The organism is Corynebacterium nuruki S6-4, assembly GCF_007970465.1.
Taxonomy (GTDB): Bacteria; Actinomycetota; Actinomycetes; order Mycobacteriales; family Mycobacteriaceae; genus Corynebacterium; species Corynebacterium nuruki.
This window is the reverse complement of the sequence record NZ_CP042429.1, coordinates 1193626-1211997: the sequence shown is the minus strand read 5'-3', so window position 1 is coordinate 1211997 and position 18372 is coordinate 1193626. Positions and strand designations below refer to the sequence as shown.

15 protein-coding genes are annotated in these 18372 nt (G+C 70.9%); 14 read left to right on the top strand and 1 reads right to left on the bottom strand.

The window, feature by feature from the left end; translation table 11 throughout:
* Positions 1-207: 207 nt before the first annotated feature.
* The 7 genes from FSW06_RS05405 (at position 208) to FSW06_RS05375 (ending at position 9964) form a co-directional block, all read left to right on the top strand.
* Positions 208-3732, top strand: a complete 3525-nt coding sequence (locus FSW06_RS05405) for a translation initiation factor IF-2 N-terminal domain-containing protein (protein WP_029449966.1) — start codon at positions 208-210, stop codon at positions 3730-3732.
* 251 nt (positions 3733-3983) lie between these two features.
* Positions 3984-4286 (top strand): 50S ribosomal protein L21, encoded by a 303-nt coding sequence (gene rplU, locus FSW06_RS05400; protein ID WP_010121736.1) that lies wholly within the window; start codon positions 3984-3986, stop codon positions 4284-4286.
* Between the two features lie 57 nt (positions 4287-4343).
* Positions 4344-4622, top strand: coding sequence for a 50S ribosomal protein L27 (rpmA, locus tag FSW06_RS05395; protein WP_010121735.1), 279 nt, complete (start codon positions 4344-4346; stop codon positions 4620-4622).
* 223 nt (positions 4623-4845) lie between these two features.
* Positions 4846-6369 carry a GTPase ObgE gene (gene obgE / locus FSW06_RS05390; protein WP_010121734.1) on the top strand — a complete coding sequence of 508 codons (1524 nt, stop codon included), beginning with the start codon at positions 4846-4848 and terminating at the stop codon, positions 6367-6369.
* Between the two features lie 46 nt (positions 6370-6415).
* On the top strand, positions 6416-7738 hold the full coding sequence (proB, locus tag FSW06_RS05385) for a glutamate 5-kinase (protein WP_010121733.1): 1323 nt from the start codon (positions 6416-6418) through the stop codon (positions 7736-7738).
* Between the two features lie 70 nt (positions 7739-7808).
* Positions 7809-9116: a glutamate-5-semialdehyde dehydrogenase gene (locus tag FSW06_RS05380; RefSeq protein WP_010121731.1), complete on the top strand. Its 1308-nt coding sequence runs from the start codon at positions 7809-7811 to the stop codon at positions 9114-9116.
* An 89-nt stretch (positions 9117-9205) separates the two neighbouring features.
* A complete protein-coding gene (locus FSW06_RS05375) occupies positions 9206-9964 on the top strand; it encodes an alpha/beta hydrolase family protein (protein WP_170233716.1) in 759 nt (252 codons plus the stop codon).
* Between the two features lie 22 nt (positions 9965-9986).
* On the opposite strand, the gene FSW06_RS05370 is transcribed toward FSW06_RS05375, so the two are convergent.
* Entirely contained in the window at positions 9987-10979 is a 993-nt protein-coding gene (locus tag FSW06_RS05370) for a YwiC-like family protein (protein ID WP_083827098.1), read from the bottom strand.
* A 125-nt stretch (positions 10980-11104) separates the two neighbouring features.
* Here FSW06_RS05370 and nadD point away from each other — a divergent pair, with 125 nt between their 5' ends.
* From nadD to holA, 7 genes are all read left to right on the top strand, one after another.
* Positions 11105-11875 (top strand): nicotinate-nucleotide adenylyltransferase, encoded by a 771-nt coding sequence (gene nadD, locus FSW06_RS05365; protein WP_010121727.1) that lies wholly within the window; start codon positions 11105-11107, stop codon positions 11873-11875.
* Positions 11876-11946: 71 nt separating this feature from the next.
* On the top strand, positions 11947-12447 hold the full coding sequence (gene rsfS / locus FSW06_RS05360; RefSeq protein ID WP_010121726.1) for a ribosome silencing factor: 501 nt from the start codon (positions 11947-11949) through the stop codon (positions 12445-12447).
* 9 nt (positions 12448-12456) lie between these two features.
* Positions 12457-13203, top strand: a complete 747-nt coding sequence (locus FSW06_RS05355; protein ID WP_010121724.1) for a histidine phosphatase family protein — start codon at positions 12457-12459, stop codon at positions 13201-13203.
* Positions 13203-14252, top strand: a complete 1050-nt coding sequence (locus FSW06_RS05350) for a DegV family protein (protein ID WP_010121722.1) — start codon at positions 13203-13205, stop codon at positions 14250-14252. The genes FSW06_RS05355 and FSW06_RS05350 overlap by 1 nt, the downstream gene beginning before the upstream one ends.
* Before the next feature lie 215 nt (positions 14253-14467).
* The gene (locus FSW06_RS05345) at positions 14468-15226 is read left to right on the top strand and encodes a ComEA family DNA-binding protein (protein WP_010121721.1); all 759 of its coding nucleotides are present in this window, start codon (positions 14468-14470) and stop codon (positions 15224-15226) included.
* Entirely contained in the window at positions 15207-17306 is a 2100-nt protein-coding gene (locus FSW06_RS05340) for a ComEC/Rec2 family competence protein (RefSeq protein ID WP_010121720.1), read from the top strand. The genes FSW06_RS05345 and FSW06_RS05340 overlap by 20 nt, the downstream gene beginning before the upstream one ends.
* A 10-nt stretch (positions 17307-17316) precedes the next feature.
* Positions 17317-18273: a DNA polymerase III subunit delta gene (gene holA, locus FSW06_RS05335; protein ID WP_010121719.1), complete on the top strand. Its 957-nt coding sequence runs from the start codon at positions 17317-17319 to the stop codon at positions 18271-18273.
* Positions 18274-18372: the final 99 nt, after the last annotated feature.

Below are 18372 nucleotides of genomic sequence, written 5' to 3'. Positions count from 1 at the left end.
CGAGTTGATCCGGCATGCGAACGGACGGGGGTGGTCCAGGTATGAGAGAATAAGTACGCGATGTGCGACGAGTGCCATCGGAAAAACTTCACTGACAACCGATATTCCACGGTCCGCCCCGACAACGGGAAGGGCGGTGAGCTGGTGCGAGGCTGCGACAGCTGCGCCCACCGGCATGATGCATCCCGTGGTGGAACTAGGAGAACTGTGGCTCAGATCAGCCAGCAGCTCGCGGCGACTGCCGTGGGCGTGACAACAGAAAACATGGGGGAGAAGGTCCGCGTCCACGCGCTGGCGAAGGCACTGGGGGTGCCGAGCGCGGAGATGATCGCCGTCCTGGATTCCCAGGGGTACGGCGGGAAGAAGGCGACCTCCACACTGCCGAAGGCGGATGTCGAGACGGTCCTGGCGTCGCTGCGTGCGGCCGCGGAGCCGGAGAAGGCGCGGGCGAAGAAGGCCGGCGCAAAGAAGACTGCCGCGAAGAAGGCGCCGGCCAAGAAGGCACCGGCGAAGAAGGTCGCTGCGAAGAAGGCGCCTGCCGGGAAGAACGCCCCGGAACCGGCCGCGGATGCCGTGACCGTTGCGTCTGCGGAGGAGGAGACCGCGCCGGCCCCGGCGAAGAAGGCGGCGGCCAAGAAGGCGGCGGCAGGGAAGACCACCGCGAAGAAGACGGCGGCGAAAAAGACGACGGACTCGTCCCCGCAGCCGGTGGAGGCCGTGGAGTTCGTCGAACCGGTGGCCGTGACCGGGCCGGACGTCGCTGAGCAGGCACAGGCCGAGGCTCAGGAGCAGCAGGACACGGCGAAGAAGACCGGCGGGCGTCGGTCGCGCCGGAGTCGGCGGACCCGGGCGGCACAGGACGCCCCCGCGGTATCTGAGACGGAGACCCCGGCGGAGCCGGCCCCTGAGAAGACCGGTGGGAAGAAGGCGCCGAAGAAGACCGGCCAGAAGCTGGCGCAGAAGGAGGCACCGAAGGAGGCGCAGGAGAAGTCGCAGGCTCCGGCAGAATCCGCTGAGAACGGTTCCGCGGCGGCCGAGGCACCCGCCCGGGTGGTGCGGCGCCGCGTGATCCGGCGGGTGGGATCGCGTACCGCCGCCTCCGACGCAGAGCTGCTGCGTCGGCGCCGTGCCGAGCAGAACGGTGCGGCCGGGAAGAACGGTCAGAGCGGCAAGCCCGGCAAGGCTGCCAAGGCCGGCGCCGACGACAGGTCGGACAGCACCGCGGACCACGATTCCGGCCGCCGCCGTGGCCGCCGCGGCGCAGGCCGCGGTCGCGGCGTCCCGCAGGACACCACCCCCGCAACCCCGCAGCACAACGGCAGGACCGGCGCTGCCGCACCGGCGTCCGCGGACTCCGCCCCCCGGCGTGTCACCGCCGACGGTGTGGAGATCGTCGACGAGCCGGTGAAGCTGAAGGGGTCGACCCGGCTTGCCTCCAAGCGCCTGTGGCGCCAGGAGCAGAACCAGGAGAAGAGCAAGGTCGTCTCCCGCGCCGAATTCAAGGCCCACCGGGAGAACCTGTACCGCGAGATGGTCGTGCGCGATTCCGAGCGCAGTGACCACCCCGGCACCACCACCCAGGTCGCGCTGACCGAGGACGGGCAGCTCGTCGAGCACTTCGTCACCAGCGACACCCAGTCCTCGACCATCGGCAACATCTACCTGGGTCGCGTCCAGAACGTCCTGGCCAGCATGGAGGCCGCGTTCATCGACATCGGAACCGGCCGCAACGCCGTGCTGTACGCCAGCGAGGTCAACTGGCACAGCCCGCACCTGCACAGCAAGAACCGGAAGATCGAGCAGGCGCTCAAGAACGGCGACCAGGTGCTCGTCCAGGTCATCAAGGACCCCATCGGACACAAGGGCGCCCGACTGACCAACCGGATCAGCTTCGCCGGACGCTTCCTTGTCTACCTGCCCGGCGGGAAGACCCACGGCATCTCCCGCCGGCTGCCCGAAGGGGAGCGCAAGCGGCTGAAGAAGATCCTCACCGACGTCGTCCCCTCCGACGGCGGCACCATCATCCGTACCGCCGCCGAAGGTGTCAGCGAGGAGATGATCGCCGAGGACGTCGACCGGCTGGACCGCCGCTGGACCGACATCCAGGCACGGGAGGAGAAGGCCCGCAACCGCAAGGGCACGAAGCCCGAGACCATGTACGAAGAGCCGAACATGCTCGTCAAGGTCATCCGGGACATCTTCACCGAGGACATCAACGAGCTCGTCGTCGACGGGGAGAAGTCCTGGCAGGTCGTCCGCGACTACGTCCACCGCATGGCCCCGGACCTCGAGGACCGGCTGGTCACCTACGATCCGGCCAAGCACGACGGCAAGGACGTCTTCGCCGACCGGAAGATCGACGAACAGCTCACCAAGGCGCTCAGCCGCAAGGTCTGGCTGCCGTCGGGCGGCTACCTGATCATCGACCCGACCGAGGCGATGACGGTCATCGACGTCAACACGGGCAGTTTCGTCGGCTCCGGCGGGAACCTCGAGGAGACCGTCACGAAGAACAACATCGAGGCGGCCGAGGAGATCGTCCGCCAGATGCGGCTGCGTGACATGGGCGGCATGATCGTCGTCGACTTCATCGACATGGTGCTGCCGGAGAACCGGGAACTGGTGCTGCGCCGCCTGACGGAGAACCTGGCCTTCGACCGGACCCGTCACAAGGTCTCCGAGGTCACGAGCCTCGGCCTGGTGCAGATGACGAGGAAGCGGCTCGGGACCGGCCTGCTGGACACCTACTCGACAGTCTGCGAGCACTGTGAGGGACGCGGGATCATCCTCCACGACGATCCCGTCGAGCACAGTGACGAGGAGATCGACCGCACCGTCAACGACGGTCGTCGTGACCACAACGGTCGCTCGGAGCGTCGGCAGGCCAAGGAACAGGCCGAACTCAAGGCCCGCTACGAGAAGGCCCGGGAGGACGCCGACGGGGAAGCCGTCGAGGTCGTCACCGAGCACAAGGCGGACCTGCCGGCGGCGGTCGCCGAGGCGACCGCCGAGCAGGTTGCTGAGCCGGAGGCCGAGCCGGCCGCAGAGACGGAGGCCGCGACGGGTCAGCGTCGCCGTCGGCGTGTGGTGCGTCGGATCCACGGTCAGCACCACGGAGACACCGCGGAGCAGGCGACGCAGGAACAGGAGCCGGCACAGGATGATCTGTCGGACATCGCGGCGTCCGCGATCGCGCACGCCGGTGAGATCGACCCGGAGGAGCCGACGGGCGCCGACTATGTCGCCGACCAGTCGACCGACACTCCGGTGACGGCGGCTCGGACGCAGACCCGACGCGACCGTCGCGGCCGTCGGCGGGTGGTCCGCACGACCACGCAGCCGGAGACGCAGGCGACTGCGCCGACGACCCGGGAGACGGACGCGGAGACCGTGGCAGAGTCCGCGACCGAGCCCGTGGCAGAGCCCGTGGCCGAGCCGGAGTCCCCGGCCGGTCCGCGCGGCAGCTATGCGGCGGCGAAGGCCGAGTTCGACGCCTCGCCCCGTCGGCGCCGCCGGACCCGTGGGGCCTCGCGCTCCGACGTTCCGCCGCAGCCGGAGGACTACCTCGTCGTCGAGGAAACGCCCGCCGCGCCCGCCGACGAGGCGGCCCCGTCCCGGGGTGCACGGCAGCAGGAGCAGGCGACACAGTCGGCCGGCAGGTCCGGTGGTGACGCCCCGCACCGGGGCGGACGCCGTGGTGGACGCCGGCGTGTCGTGCGGCGCTCCCACTGACGTCCTGGGGTAGCGCCGATATGATTTTGGTGTTGGGCGCCACTCCGGGTAGTCTTGAGCAGTCGCTGTTCGACCATCGGTCACGTGTGCGCCGGAGCATGCGTTTCCCTCTCCCGGGTCGCTGAGAGTCGGGATGTCAGGCGTCGAACGCAGTGAAAGCAAGCAAGTGAGTCCAGTCAGATTGTCCTCCCGCGCCGACCGGCGGGGAGGATGGCCTGAGTCGAGTAGAGAAATAAAGGGGTAGCCCTTCCATGTACGCGATCGTCAAGACCGGCGGCAAGCAGTACAAGGTCGCCGACGGTGACCTCGTCAAGGTCGAGAAGATCGAGGGTGAGCCGGGTTCGTCCGTGGCTCTCACCCCGGTTCTCCTCGTCGATGGCGCTGACATCACCTCCGGTGACAAGCTGGCCGGCAAGACCGTCAACGCCGAGATCGTCGAGCAGACCAAGGGCAAGAAGATCAACGGCATGCACTACCGGAACAAGACCGGGTACAAGCGCCGTTACGGCCACCGTCAGCAGCTGACCGTCCTCAAGGTCACCGGCGTCAAGTAACCACAGCGACTGCTGCAGACTGCAGCGGTACGTACTTTTCCGAGGAGGGAAAAGACCATGGCACACAAGAAGGGTGCTGCTAGCTCCAGCAACGGTCGCGATTCCGAGTCCAAGCGTCTCGGCGTCAAGCGGTTCGGTGGTCAGCAGGTCAAGGCCGGCGAGATCCTGATCCGCCAGCGTGGTACCTCGTTCCACCCGGGTGAGAACGTCGGCCGCGGCGGCGACGACACCCTGTTCGCCCTGAAGGCGGGCGCGGTGCAGTTCAGCACCCGTCGCAACCGTCGTCTGGTGAACATCGTCGAGAGCACCGAGGCAGCCGAGCCCGCCGAGGCGTAGCTTCCACCGGTGACCCCCGGAGTAGAGCCTGCCGGCTCCTCCGGGGGTTTTCGACGTCCGGTGGAGTGCCCCGGATCCGCGTGCCCGGCCGCATGAAGCGGCTGATCGGGCAGGAGGAAGGTACACTCGACCGGTACTCCGGTCACCGTGACCACCGGTGATCACGGTCGTCGCCACAGTCGACGACCACTTCGTGAAGTTCAACGCTAGGGGAATACCAACAATGTCACGCTTCGTCGACCGTGTCGTCCTGCACCTGCAGGCCGGCGACGGCGGAAACGGCTGTGCCTCGGTCCGCCGGGAGAAGTTCGTCCCGCTCGGCGGGCCGGACGGCGGAAACGGCGGCCACGGCGGCGACATCGTCCTCGAGGTCGACCCCCAGATCCACACGCTGCTGGACTTCCACTTCCACCCGCACATCAAGGCGGAACGCGGCACCAACGGCGCCGGCGACCATCGCAACGGCGCCCGCGGCCAGGACCTCATCCTCAAGGTGCCCGCCGGCACCGTCGTCATCGGCGAGGACGGCGAGATCATCGCCGACATGACCACCCGCGGGCAGCGCACCATCGTCGCCGCCGGCGGCCAGGGCGGTCTCGGCAATGCGGCACTGGTGTCGAAGGCCCGCCGTGCGCCCGGGTTCGCCCTGCTCGGTGAGCCGGGCCAGGTCAGGGACGTCACCGTCGAACTGAAGTCGATGGCGGACGTCGGACTGGTGGGCTTCCCCTCGGCCGGCAAATCCTCCCTGGTGAGCGTCCTGAGTGCCGCGAAGCCGAAGATCGCCGACTACCCGTTCACCACGCTGCAGCCGAACCTGGGCGTGGTCAGCGTGGGCCACGAGGTCTTCACCATCGCCGACGTCCCCGGCCTCATCCCCGGGGCGAGCCAGGGCAAGGGGCTCGGACTGGACTTCCTGCGCCACATCGAGCGCACCGCCGTGCTCGTCCACGTGGTGGACTGCGCGGCCCTGGAGCCGGACCGCAACCCGGTCGACGACATCCGCGCCCTGGAGGCCGAGCTGGCCGACTACCAGTCCGAGCTGTCGGTGGACGCCGGACTCGGCGACCTGCGCGACCGGCCGCGCGTCATCGTGCTCAACAAGATGGACGTGCCGGACGCCCGGGAGATGGCCGAGATGATCCGCCCGGACCTCGAGGAGGAGTTCGGCTGGCCGGTGTTCGAGATCTCCACGGCCAGCCACGAGGGCCTCGACCGGCTGCGGTTCGCCCTCATGGACATCGTCCGCACCCACCGGGAGGAACACCCGGCGGAGGAGGTCCCGGCTCCGGTCATCACGCCGAAGCACCTGCGGAACAAGGCCTCGAAGAGCTACGCCGACTTCACGGTCTCCCGGGATCCGGCCGCCGGCCCCGACGGCCACGCCTTCATCGTCACCGGCGAGAAGCTGGACCGGTGGATCATCCAGACCGACTTCGAGAACGACGAGGCCGTCGGTTACCTCGCCGACCGGCTGGCGAAGGCCGGGGTGGAGACGAAGCTGTTCAAGGCGGGCGCCCAGGCCGGCGACGACGTGACCATCGGTGGCGTGACCTTCGAGTGGGAGCCGCAGACCTCCGCCGGGGTGGACCTGCTGCCGAGCGGGCGTGGCACGGACCGTCGTCTCGAGCGCAGCGAGCGGATGGGCGCGGAGGAACGGAAGCGTGCCTCCCAGGCACGACGCGGTCTCATCGACGAGTACGACTTCGGCGACGGGGAGGAAGCCTCCCGCGATCGGTGGGAAGGTTAGCGGGACTGTCCGTCGTCGCGGGGTCGGACGGGTAAGATCGGTCAGCATGTCTGACAGAACCGTGCAGAACGATCCGTCCGACCCCCTGTTTCCGGCAGCCCCGGAAACGGCTCCGGCACAGGAGCCACCGGACTTCGACATCGACAGTGTCCACCAGCCCGGTCCTGTCGTCCCCGCGACCTCCATCGAGTTCCCCGACGTGGACCTCACCTTCGACGACCCCGAGTACGGTCACCACTCCGCGGCCCGCGACGATATCCGCAACGCCAAGCGCGTGGTGGTCAAGATCGGCTCCTCGAGCCTGACCGACGAGACCGGTGCGGTCAGCCCGGAACGTATCGACCTCATCGCGGACGCCCTGGAGGCCCGCATGGACCGGGGCGCCGACATCATCGTCGTGTCCTCCGGGTCGATCGCCTGCGGCATGGCGCCGCTGGGGCTGTCCCACAAGCCGACCGACCTGGCGACCCGCCAGGCGGCCGCCGCGGCGGGCCAGGTGCTGCTCGCGCAGGAGTGGTCCCGCAGTTTCGCCCGCTACGGCCGGTCCATCGGCCAGGTCCTGCTGACCGTGTCCGACGCGGCCCAGCGTGACAGTGCCCGGAACTCGCAGCGCACCATCGACCGGCTGCGGCAGCTCGGCGTGGTGCCCATCGTCAACGAGAACGACACGGTCTCCACCGGGGACGCCACCTTCGGCGACAATGACCGGCTCGCCGCCCTGGTCAGCCACCTGGCCTACGCCGACGCACTCATCCTGCTGTCGGATGTGGCGGGCCTGTACGACCGTAACCCCGCCGAGCCGGACGCCAAGTTCATCGCGGAGGTCCGCAAGGCCCGCGACCTGCGCGACGTCATCGCCGGCGACGGTGGTCGGCTGGGGACCGGCGGCATGGCGGCGAAGGTCTCGGCGGCGCGGCTCGCCTCGCAGGCCGGGGTGCCGGTGCTGCTGACCTCGACGGAGAACATCGGGGCGGCCCTGGACAAGGCGATGATCGGTACCTGCTTCTGGCCGCGCGAGGACCGGCTGTCGGCGTGGAAGTTCTGGGTGCTCTACGCCGCGGAGTCCGCCGGTGTGCTGCGCATCGACGGGGGTGCCGCCCAGGCGATGGAGCACCACAATTCGCTGCTCGCGGTGGGGATCACCGAGGTCGAGGGGGAGTTCACCTCGGGCAACGTCGTCGACATCGTCGGCCCTGACGGCTACCTCATCGGCCGTGGCGAGGTGAACTACGACCACGCCACGCTGCGCGGGATGATCGGGAAGTCGACCGACGAGCTGCCGGAGTTCGCGCAGCGTCCGGTCGTCCACGTCGACTACATGTCGACCTACGCCAACCGGTTGTCCCGGGCGTACGGCGCGACGAGCTGACAGCGTCCCCCGGAAGTTTGTTGAACAATTTCCGGGACACTGTCCGGGGGCTCGCGTAGGCTGGGGGACCATGAGCGACGTGACCCCCAGTACCACCGCCGGCCTCACCACCGAACGCGCCGCCGAGCGCGATGAAGTCCTCGCCAAAGCGACGAAGGCCCGTGAGGTCTCCCGCCGGTCGCCCCTGACCACCACCGAGAAGAACGCCCTGCTCCTCGCCGCCGCCGACGTCCTCGTCGAGCGCACCGCCGAGATCCTCGCGGCCAATGAGCTCGACATCGCCGCAGGCCGGGAACGCGGCCTCGACGAATCCCTCATCGACCGGCTCAGTCTCGACGCCGCCCGTGTCGAGGGCATCGCCGGCGGCCTGCGCCAGGTCGCCGACCTGCCGGATCCGGTCGGCGACGTGGTGCGCGGATCGCGGCGTCCCAACGGGCTGGAGCTGCGGCAGGTGCGCGTGCCCCTCGGCGTGATGGGCATGGTCTACGAGGCCCGGCCCAATGTCACCGTGGACGCCTTCGGACTCGCCGTGAAATCCGGCAACGTCCCGCTGCTGCGCGGCTCGAAGTCCGCACTGCACTCCAACACCGCCCTGGTGGACATCCTGCAGGACGTCTGCGAGGCCGCCGGCCTGCCGCGCGAGACCGTGCAGCTGCTGCCGTGCGTCACCCATGATTCCGTGCAGGACCTCATCACCGCCCGTGGCCTGGTGGACATCGTCATCCCCCGCGGCGGCGCCGGCCTCATCAACGCCGTCGTCACCGGGGCGACCGTCCCCGCCATCGAGACCGGGACCGGCAACTGCCACTTCTACGTCGACGGCTCCGCCGACGTCGACGAGGCGATCTCCCTGGTCATCAACGGTAAGGTGCGGCGCTGCTCGGTGTGCAACTCCACCGAGACGGTGCTCATCGACGCCGCACTGCCCGATGCCGACAAGAAGCGCATCCTCACCGCCCTGCAGGACGCCGGCGTGACGGTCCACGGCGACGTCGACGAGCTCTCCGCCCTCGGGGTCGGCGGCGTGGTGCAGGCCACCGAGAAGGACTGGGCCGAGGAGTACCTCTCCTTCGACATCGCCGCGAAGATCGTCGACGGGGTGGAGGCCGCGGTCGAGCACATCACCCGCTGGACCACCGGACACACCGAGGCCGTCAGTGCGACCGACGTGCGGGTGACCGGCTACTTCGAGCACAACGTGGACGCCGCGGCGGTGATGATCAACACCTCCACCGCCTGGACCGACGGTGAGATGTTCGGCTTCGGCGCCGAGATCGGCATCTCGACCCAGAAACTGCACGCCCGCGGGCCGATGGGACTGCCGGAGCTCACGAGCACGAAATGGATCATGACGGGCAACGGACAGGTCCGGCCGTGAGAACCGCGGCCGCCGGGCGGGCCGGGGCGGCCGCGGCGACAGTCCTCGTCGCTGTGTCGGCGGTGGCTGTGTCGGCGGTGGCTGTGTCTGTGGCACCCGCTGTCGCGGGGACGTTGCCGGCACCGGCGCCGGTCAGCGCACCGGCCTGTCCCTCCACCGTCATCCTCGCCGCCCGGGGCAGCGAGGAGAACGACGTCTACGACGACCCGACGGTCGACGGTCCGGTGGCCGCGCACTCCAACGGCTGGGAGGGGGACACCCTCCACCGCTTCCTCACCTTCGCGGCGACCGTGCACCCCGACCTGTTCACCTCCGGTGCCGGTGACGTCTACGTGCTGGGGGTGGACGCCGACCATTACCCGGCCCGCCTCCCGTTGCCCGGCAAGGGGGAGCAGATCACCCTGCCGTCCCTGGTCGACGGGGCCGTGCAGTTCTCGGAGTCCTTCACCCGGGGGATCCCCGGCACCGGCGCCGCCGTGCAGGAGTACGAGGCGGCGTCCGGCTGCCGGCCGGACTACATCACCCTGGGGTACTCGCAGGGCGAGGCGGTGCTGCTCCCGACCCAGCACGACCTGGCCGGCCAGGGACGGTTGCGCGGCGTGATGGCCTTCGGCAACCCGCTGCAGCGGGTCCCGCAGGTGGTCCCGGCCGGTGTCCCCACCGAGAGCTGGTGCGCCCCGCTCGACGTGGTGTGTGACACCGGCCCGGCCTCCGTCGTCGACGCTCTCACCGACGATGACGACGCCGGCACCCACGCCGACTACTTCAAGGACGCCGTGGCCGACCCGGCCGGTGCGACCGCCGGGGAGCGCCACGCCGCAGACACCCTCGCCGCCTGGCTGGCCTGACTGCACGTTCCGGGAAGCGGGGTCAGCCCACCCAGAGCACGAGCGGCCCGTCATAGAGCCACGCCGCGGCGGAGCAGGCCACCGCCACACCCACGGTCACGGGAATCTCCACCATCCCCACCTTCTTGGGGGTCCACGTCGTCCCCGACGCCCCGGAGGCGGCGTCCCGCGGAACCGCCCGGGACCGCCACAGGCACCAGGCGAAGACGATGACCGCGACGATCCAGGGCAGCAGTGCCAGATGCTCGGCCGTCACCGTGAGGATGACGATGACCAGCGCCACCGCGTGGTAGACGATCGAGCCGGTGAGCCAGGTGGCGTCGCCCTTCTTCCGGATCATGGTCTTCACGTACAGCACCGTCCCGACCTGGTACAGCGCCAGCCAGGCGGCGCTGACCCACGCCGCGGTGGGGACCGCGGTGACCACCTCGGTACTGAACAGGCTGCGGGTGAGGGTGATACCCGTCCCGACCGGGGCCGCGGATCCGATGCCGACCGTGGTGAGCACCGGGATGAGGAACGCGGAGGCGACCGTCTCGGCCACCCCGGCGATCAGCGACCGCGGCGTGCCCCGGTTGACCTCGAACAGGGCGATGACGGTGAGCGGGACGAAGATCACCGCCCACCACAGCAGATGGGGCTGCAGCAGGACCGACACGATGACAGCCACCAGTGTCACCGCCCCGTACACCAGGGTGGGACGCCGCGCGTCGGCGGTGACCCGGGCATTGCCGGAGCGGCGCCCGGTGAGCCACAGCCCACCGGCGAAGAACGCGTGGTAGCCGACGACCCACGCCACGGTGACGGTGAGGAAGGTCAGCCACATCCCGCCGGAACCGTGCAACCCGGATCCACGGTCCCCGGCGGGGACCGTGTCCCACAGCGTGATCCCCCAGAACAGACCGACGATCACCGGGATCACGATCATGGGCCACGCGCCGTGCTGGTTGGGGTGCCACGGCGTGATACCGCGGCCCCTGCCCGACTTCTTCCCCTGCTTCTCCGACGAAACCATGGCCACCAGAGTAGCGGGACACGGGCCACGGTCTCCGGGAGTTCGGGATACCCGTAACATCGGAACCTGTGAACACCCCCGTGAGCCCCGCACCCGGACGGCCACAGCCCCGCCGTATCGGCGTGATGGGCGGTACCTTCGACCCGATCCACAACGGCCACCTCGTGGCCGGCAGTGAGGTCGCGGACCTGTTCGACCTCGACATGGTGATCTTCGTGCCGACCGGTCAGCCGTGGCAGAAGAAGGACACCGGGGTGACCGAGGCGGAGGACCGGTACCTCATGACCGTCATCGCGACCGCCTCGAACCCCCGCTTCACCGTGTCCCGGGTCGACATCGACCGGCCCGGCAACACGTACACGGTCGACACCCTCACCGACATCCAGCAGCGGTACCCGGCCGCGGAACTGTTCTTCATCACCGGAGCGGACGCCCTCGACCGCATCGTCACCTGGCGCGACTGGGAGGACGTGTTCCAGCTGGCGCACTTCGTGGGCGTCACCCGACCCGGCTACGACCTGGCGGACGCGGGGGAGACGTTGCGCAACCAGGTCGACGAGGACCGGCTCAGCCTGGTCAACATCCCCGCCATGGCGATCTCCTCGACCGACATCCGGGAGCGCGGTGCGACGGGTCGGCCGGTCTGGTACCTGGTGCCGGACGGAGTGGTGCAGTACATCAACAAGACCGGGATCTACCTGCGGGCGGCTGACAGTGACGGCGCCGACGGCGCCGACGGGGTCGACGGGGGTGGCGGCAGCGGCACCGGCACAGGCCGGGACGAGGCCGGGAACCCGGGCACGGACCGCGACGGGGCCGGCGTGCACCGCGGAAATCCGGACGCCGAGCCCGACGTCGACTGGAGCGACGACCGGTTCCCGCGCGGCTGGTTCTGACCTGGGGCGGTATTACGGGTAGACTGGCCGACCGGACTACTCCCCCTCCCCCGTAAAGGACCCCACCGACCGTGACCGCCAGTCCCGAAGCCATCAACCACGCAGGCATCGCCGCCCGCGCCGCCGCCGAGAAGTTCGGTGAGGATGTCAGCGTCCTCGACGTCACCGGCCGGCTGCCGCTGGCCGACTGTTTCGTGCTGGTCACCGGCGACAACGAGCGCATGGTGAACGCCATCGTCGACGAGATCGAGGAGAAGCTCGGGGAGGCGGGCGTCAAGCCGCTGATGCGGGAAGGTCAGCGCGACGGCCGCTGGGTGCTCCTCGACTACGGCACCATCATGGTGCACGTCCAGCGCCGCGAGGAGCGGAACTACTACGACCTGGACCGGCTCTACCGCGACTGCCCGACCATCGAGATCGAGGGCGTGGAGCAGCCCGACCGCGGTGCCTGGGCGTCCGCCGCCGGCCCCGTCACCGATCTCGACAGCGGGGATGTGGTCGACGTGCTGCGCGCTGAAAGCGTCGACGACCTGCCGCTCGCCGGCCCGGCACCGGACGCCGACGAGATCTAGGAGACTGCCGTGGCCACCGGAATCCCGGAGCGTCGTCTGGTGCTGCTCCGCCACGGCCAGACCGAGTACAACCTGCTCGGCCGGATGCAGGGCCAGCTCGATACACCGCTGAGCCCCGCCGGACGGGCCCAGGCCGCCGCGGTCGCCGCCGAACTCGGCGACTGGCCGATCGGCACCGTCATCAGCTCCGACCTCGGTCGGGCGACCGAGACCGCCGGCGCCGTCGCCGGGGCGCTGGGGGTTCCGGTGCACACCGACGTCAGGCTCCGCGAGACTGATCTGGGCGACTGGTCGGGTCGGGCACACGAGGAGGTCGACAGCACCTTCCCGGGGCAGCGGTCCCACTGGCGGCTCAACCCCCGGTTCGCCCCGCCCGGCGGGGAGAGCCGGGTGGCGGTCTCCGACCGTGCCGCACAGGTCGTCGCGGAACTGATGGTCTCGGACGTCTGGGAGCGGGGCACCGTCCTGATCGTCGCGCACGGCGGGACGATCTCCGCACTGACCTCGCGACTGCTCAACATCCCGGTGGAGCACTACCCGATGTTCGGCGGTCTGGGGAACACCCGCTGGTCGCAGCTCGTCGCCCGGCCGAACGCGACCGCGGCGGAGCCCACCGGTGGGCCGCAGTGGTGGCGGGAGCCGCGCTGGTTCCTCGAAGGCTGGAACGTCGGGATCGCCGCCCCGTCGTCAGTGTCGGTCGTCAACGCCGACGAGGGGACCGACATCGACGGTACGGACGGGGATGTGGTCGCCTGATGACGGTCCATGTCGTGACGGACTCCGGGTCGTGCCTGCCGGCCGCCCTCGCCGAGGAATACGGGATCACCGTGCTCGACCTGCACACCAGTGGCGGGATCGGGGAACCGGCGGCATCCCCGGTCGACCGGGGCTCCGACCCGGCGACCGACGGGGATGACGCTGACAGTGAGGTGGCCGACGGTGATGGCGGTACCGACGCCTCCGGGGCGGACGGGGATGCGGCGGCACCGGCCGACGCGGCGTCCGCACCCGAGGACGCCGAGCGGCCGACGACGTCGGCGCTGGGTCCGCTGGAGCTGACCGCGGCCTATGCCCGCCTGCTCGAACGCGGCGGCGACGAGGGTGTGGTCGCCATCCACCTGTCGAAGGAACTGTCCTCCACCTGGTCGTCGGCGGTGCAGGCCGCCGGGATCTTCGACGGCAAGGTGACCGTGGTGGACACCCGCTCGGCGGGGATGGTGCTCGGTCAGGCGGCGATCGCCGCGGCCACCGTCGCCGCGGACGGCGGGACACTCGCCGAGTGCACCGCGGCGGCGCAGGAGGTCGTCGACGGCGCCCATGTCTGGCTGATCGTCACCCACCTCGACCTGCTGTCGCGCGGGGGCCGGCTGTCGACGGGGCAACGGCTCCTGTCGACGGCGCTGGCGATCAAGCCGATCATGCACCTGTCGGACGGCAAGCTCGAGGTCGCGGCCAAGACACGTACCCGGTCGAAGGCCCTGGAGCGGCTCGTTGTCCTCGCCGAGGACGCCTACCGGGAGGCCGCCGAACCGGCCCCGGCGGAGCATCAGGACGATCCGCCGGAGGACGCCCGTCGCCGCCGTCGCCGCCGGCAGGAGGACCGGACGCCGCTGCGGGACCTCCCGCCGGTACCGATGCACCTGGCGGTCCACCAGTTCGGCGACGAGGAGGCCGCCGGCCACCTGCGTGAGCAGCTGCGGGAGGCGCTGCCGGAGTGCGTCGTGATCTCGATGGTCGACATCACCCCGGCGATCGCGGTGCACACCGGCCCGGGGGCGATCGGGGTCACGCTCGTCCGGGGCTGACGGCTGCGCCCGGTCTGCGTCCGGGCTGTGCCCGTTCAGCGCGCGGTCGCTCCCGCCGGAAAAAGTTGTCCACAGGGGTCGGGTTGTCCACAGCCTCCTGGGCTTTCGCCGTCGGGGCATCCGGGCCGTGACCGCCGGTCGTGTTCGATGGGGCCATGGGTGGAGACGCGAGAGAACACGGACCGGGGAACGGTCGGCGGAGTGCCGCGGAGAAGGTGGCGGCCAGGGTCGAGGCCCTGACGCAGCAGGTTCCCGGGCACGAGCTGGCCGATGTCCGTTTCGAGCGTCGGGCCGTGGTGGCCCCGAAGTCCGCCCGTGCCCTGGTGACGGTGGCCGCGGTCGTCGTCGCCGTCGTGGTGGGGGTGATGCTGGTGGGGAAATTCTCCGGCGGGGGAGACGGGGCAGGGGAGCCGGCGGCGGTGGGACTGTCGCCGGTGGGGGAGACCACGGCGACAGCGCCGACCACCGTCGCCGCGGGGCAGGCCGATCCGTCGCCGGTCGTCTCGGTGCAGGGGATGGTGACCCGACCCGGGCTGGTCACCGTCGAGGCGGCGACCAGGCTGGGTCAGCTCGCCGACCTGGCGGGTGGGGCACTGCCGGGGGCCCGGCTTGACGGACTGAACCTCGCCGAGAAGGTCGTGGACGGCCTCCAGCTGGTTGTCGACGACGCCGGGTCCCGGGTCGTGTACCCGGGCGGTGCAGGTGCTGCAGCTACCGGTGGCGGAGAACCGGGGAACGCGGGGGCGCCACCGGCCGGCACCGGGGAGGCCGCCGGGCAGGGTACGGCGGTGAACCTGAACACGGCCGACGCCACAGCACTCGGCGGTCTGCCGGGGGTGGGGCCGAAGACGGCCGAGGCGATCATCGCCTGGCGGGACGCCCACGGTCCGTTCAGCTCGGTGGAACAGCTCATGGAGGTCAAGGGCATCGGGCCGGCGAAATTCGAGGCACTCCGTGACGGCGTCACAGTCTGAGCGGCGTCCGGCCGGGGGACCCTGGACCGTCGCCGACCGGGACCCGTGGAGTCCGGACGCCGTCCGGCGCCGCCGCGGGGCCCCGGATCTCCGGCTGGTGCCGGCGGCGCTGGTGACCTGGGCGGCGGTCACGGTGACCGTGCTGACACGGTCCCCGGTCCCCGCGGTCGTCGCCGGGGCGGTGGCGGTGGTCCCGCTGGTGCTGCTGCGGTGCCTCGGCCCCGACCGGTCGCGTCACGGCCGGTCGGCCCGGTGGAGTGACCGGTTGCCGGTGCGCAGTCTGCTGCGCACGGCGGTCGTTGCACCGGTCCTCGCCGCCGCCTGGGCACTGCGGGCCTGGCAGCGGACGACGGTGGTGGACCGGCATCCGTGGTCGGCGGCGCACAACACTGTCGCCGACGGGGACTACACGGTCACCGGGGCGCCCCGGCCGGTCCGTGACGGCGGGGTGGTCCTCGACGTCGACGTCCCCGACCTGGGCCAGGTCCCGGTGTTCGTCGGCGGAGGTCACAGTCACGGTGACGGCGGTGATAGTGGTGACAGTGGCGTCGGTGCCGGGCAGGGACGTGTCACGGACCTGCTCGACATCCGGCCGGGGACCGTCCTGCACATCACCGGGTCGGTCCGGACCGACGACCGGCCCGGCCTGGTGCCGGTGACGGTCTCCGCGCGGGGGACACCCGGACCGCTGCGGGACCCGTCGGGGCTCCAGGCGGTGACGGGGCACCTGCGGGCGGCGTTGCGCGAGGCGGCGTCCCACCTGCCGGGGACGACCGGTGACCTGGTGCCGGGGATGGTGGTCGGGGACACCGGGCGGCTGTCGGTGGGGACCCGTACCGACTTCCTCGCCACCGGCCTGTCCCATCTCATGGCCGTCAGCGGGGCGAACGTCGCCACCGTGACCGGGGCTGTCCTGCTCGCCGCGGTGGCGCTGCGGGTGGGCAAACGTGGCCAGGTGGTCGCCGCCGCGGTCGCCCTGGTCCTGTTCGCACTGCTCGTGGGGCCCGAACCCAGCGTGCTGCGGGCCACGGTGATGGGGGCGGTCGGGCTGGTGGCGGTGGCGTCCGCCCGACGGACCCACGGGTTCGCGGCGTGTTCGGCGGCGGTGCTGCTCCTGCTGCTCGTCGATCCCGGCCTGGCGGTGGAGTACGCCTTCATCCTGTCGGTCGTGGCGACGGTCGGCATCGTCGCGCTGGCACCGTGGATCTCGCGACGGCTGCTGCAGGTGTGGGCACGGTCCCGGGACCGTCGGGGTCGCGGCGCCCCGGTGCAGTGGCAGCTCATGCTCACCCGGCTGGTGGGGGTGAGCCTGGCGGCGGATGTGGTGACCGCGCCCGTCATCGTCCACATGGTGGGGGTCGTCTCGCCGACGGCGCTGCCCGCCAACCTGCTGGTGGGGCCGGCGGTAGCCCCGTTGACCGTGGTGGGGATGGCGGGGGCACTCGTGGCGGGGGTGTGGGTGCCGGCGGGGACCGCGGTGCTGTGGGGGACGGTCGTGCCCGCCTGGTGGATCCTCACCGTCGCAGGACGCCTGGGGCAGGTGCCGGTCCTGCACACCGCCGGCGGCTGGTGGCCGGCACTCGCCCTGGTGCCGGTGGTGGCGTCGGTCGTGGTGCTCGTCGCCGTTCCCCGGGCGCGCCGGGGTGCGGCGACCGTGCTCACCGCCTCGGTGGTCATCGCCGTCGGCCTGGTCCGGGGCGGGGTGGTCAGCGTCGGCCCCTATGACGACGACGCGGACGGGCAGCAGCTGACACGGAAATGGGCCGAGGACCTGGCCCGGGTGGGGCCGTGGCAGATCGGGGTCCGGTGGCGCGACGGCGGGCCGGAACTGCTCACCCCGGACACCCGGGACGCAGTGGTCGTCCTGCCGGATGACGCGGCGGTGCTCCGCGCGGAGCACCGGGACCGGGGGCGGGGGCGGGGCGTCCCGCCACCGCAGCTGTACGTCGTGACCGCGTGCGGCCGCAGCCGGGGGATGCCGAGCAGGACCCCGGCCGGTGTGCCGGTCGCCTACCCGTGCCGCGACGGGACGGTCGTCCTGACCGGAGACGGTCTCCACGCCGACGGGCGGCCTGCCTAGGATGGGGCGCATGATCCATCTCATCGTCGGCTCCGAGGACTTCCTGGCCGAGCGCATCCGTCACGGCATCGTCGAGGCGGTCCGCACCGCCTGCGGTGACCCCGACCTCCCCGCCGAAATGCGGAAGGCCTCCGAGGTCGATGCCCCCGAACTCGCTGAACTCCTCAGCCCGTCGCTGTTCGCCGAGGACCGGATCATCGTCGTCACCGGACTGGCCGAGGCCGGGAAGGATACCGCCACACTCGTCGAACAGGCCGTCGCCGACCCCGCCCCCGGCATCACCCTGATCCTCCAGCACAGCGGGAAGGGCCGGCAGAAGGGACTGGTCACGTCGCTGCCGAAGAAGGCACCGACCGGGGAACTGCAGGTGCACAGTGCCGAGGAACTCAAGGGCCGGGAACGCACCGCCTTCGTCGACCGGGAGTTCCGGGACGCCGGGACCCGCGTCAGCCCCGACGTCACCGCGGCACTGCTCGACGCGGTCGGTACGGATCTGCGGGAGCTGTCCGCCGCGGTCAGCCAGCTCGTGGCGGACACCGGCGGGCAGGTCACCGCCGCGGCGGTCCACCGCTACTACCAGGGCACCGCTGAGGTCTCCGGCTTCGATGTCGCGGATCTCGCGGTGACCGGAAGGGTCGACCGGGCGGTCGGGGCGGCGCGCCGGGCACTGCAGCTCGGGGTGCCGCACGTGCTGCTGGCGTCGGCGTTGTCGGGTGTCGTCGGGGACATCGCCCGGGTCCGGGGGGCGGGCCGGATCAACGCGCGGGCCCAGGCGAAGGACTTCGGGATGCCGCCGTGGAAACTGGAGAAGACGGTGCGGACGGCGCGGGGCTGGACGCCTGCCGCGGTTGCCGCGGCGGTCCAGGTCGTCGCCGATCTGGATGCCGGGGTCAAGGGGCATGCGGCGGACCCGGAGTACGCGGTGGAGGACGCCGTGTACCGGGTCGCCGTCCTGGCCCGGGGGTAGTGGTCGACCACCCGGTTACACCCGATGGGGGTGGAGTGAGTCACGGTGGATACGACCGGTAAGACCACATGACCTGGGGAAATAGTGAAGTGGGGTAAT

Bases quoted from the DNA above. Each gene is read 5' to 3' on its own strand.
- rplU (WP_010121736.1), top strand. From the start codon at position 3,984: ATGTACGCGATCGTCAAGACCGGCGGCAAGCAGTACAAGGTCGCCGAC.
- rpmA (WP_010121735.1), top strand. From the start codon at position 4,344: ATGGCACACAAGAAGGGTGCTGCTAGCTCCAGCAACGGTCGCGATTCC.
- holA (WP_010121719.1), top strand. From the start codon at position 17,317: ATGATCCATCTCATCGTCGGCTCCGAGGACTTCCTGGCCGAGCGCATC.
- proB (WP_010121733.1), top strand. From the start codon at position 6,416: ATGTCTGACAGAACCGTGCAGAACGATCCGTCCGACCCCCTGTTTCCG.
- nadD (WP_010121727.1), top strand. From the start codon at position 11,105: ATGGGCGGTACCTTCGACCCGATCCACAACGGCCACCTCGTGGCCGGC.
- FSW06_RS05380 (WP_010121731.1), top strand. From the start codon at position 7,809: ATGAGCGACGTGACCCCCAGTACCACCGCCGGCCTCACCACCGAACGC.
- FSW06_RS05350 (WP_010121722.1), top strand. From the start codon at position 13,203: ATGACGGTCCATGTCGTGACGGACTCCGGGTCGTGCCTGCCGGCCGCC.
- obgE (WP_010121734.1), top strand. From the start codon at position 4,846: ATGTCACGCTTCGTCGACCGTGTCGTCCTGCACCTGCAGGCCGGCGAC.
- FSW06_RS05370 (WP_083827098.1), bottom strand. From the start codon at position 10,979: ATGGTTTCGTCGGAGAAGCAGGGGAAGAAGTCGGGCAGGGGCCGCGGT.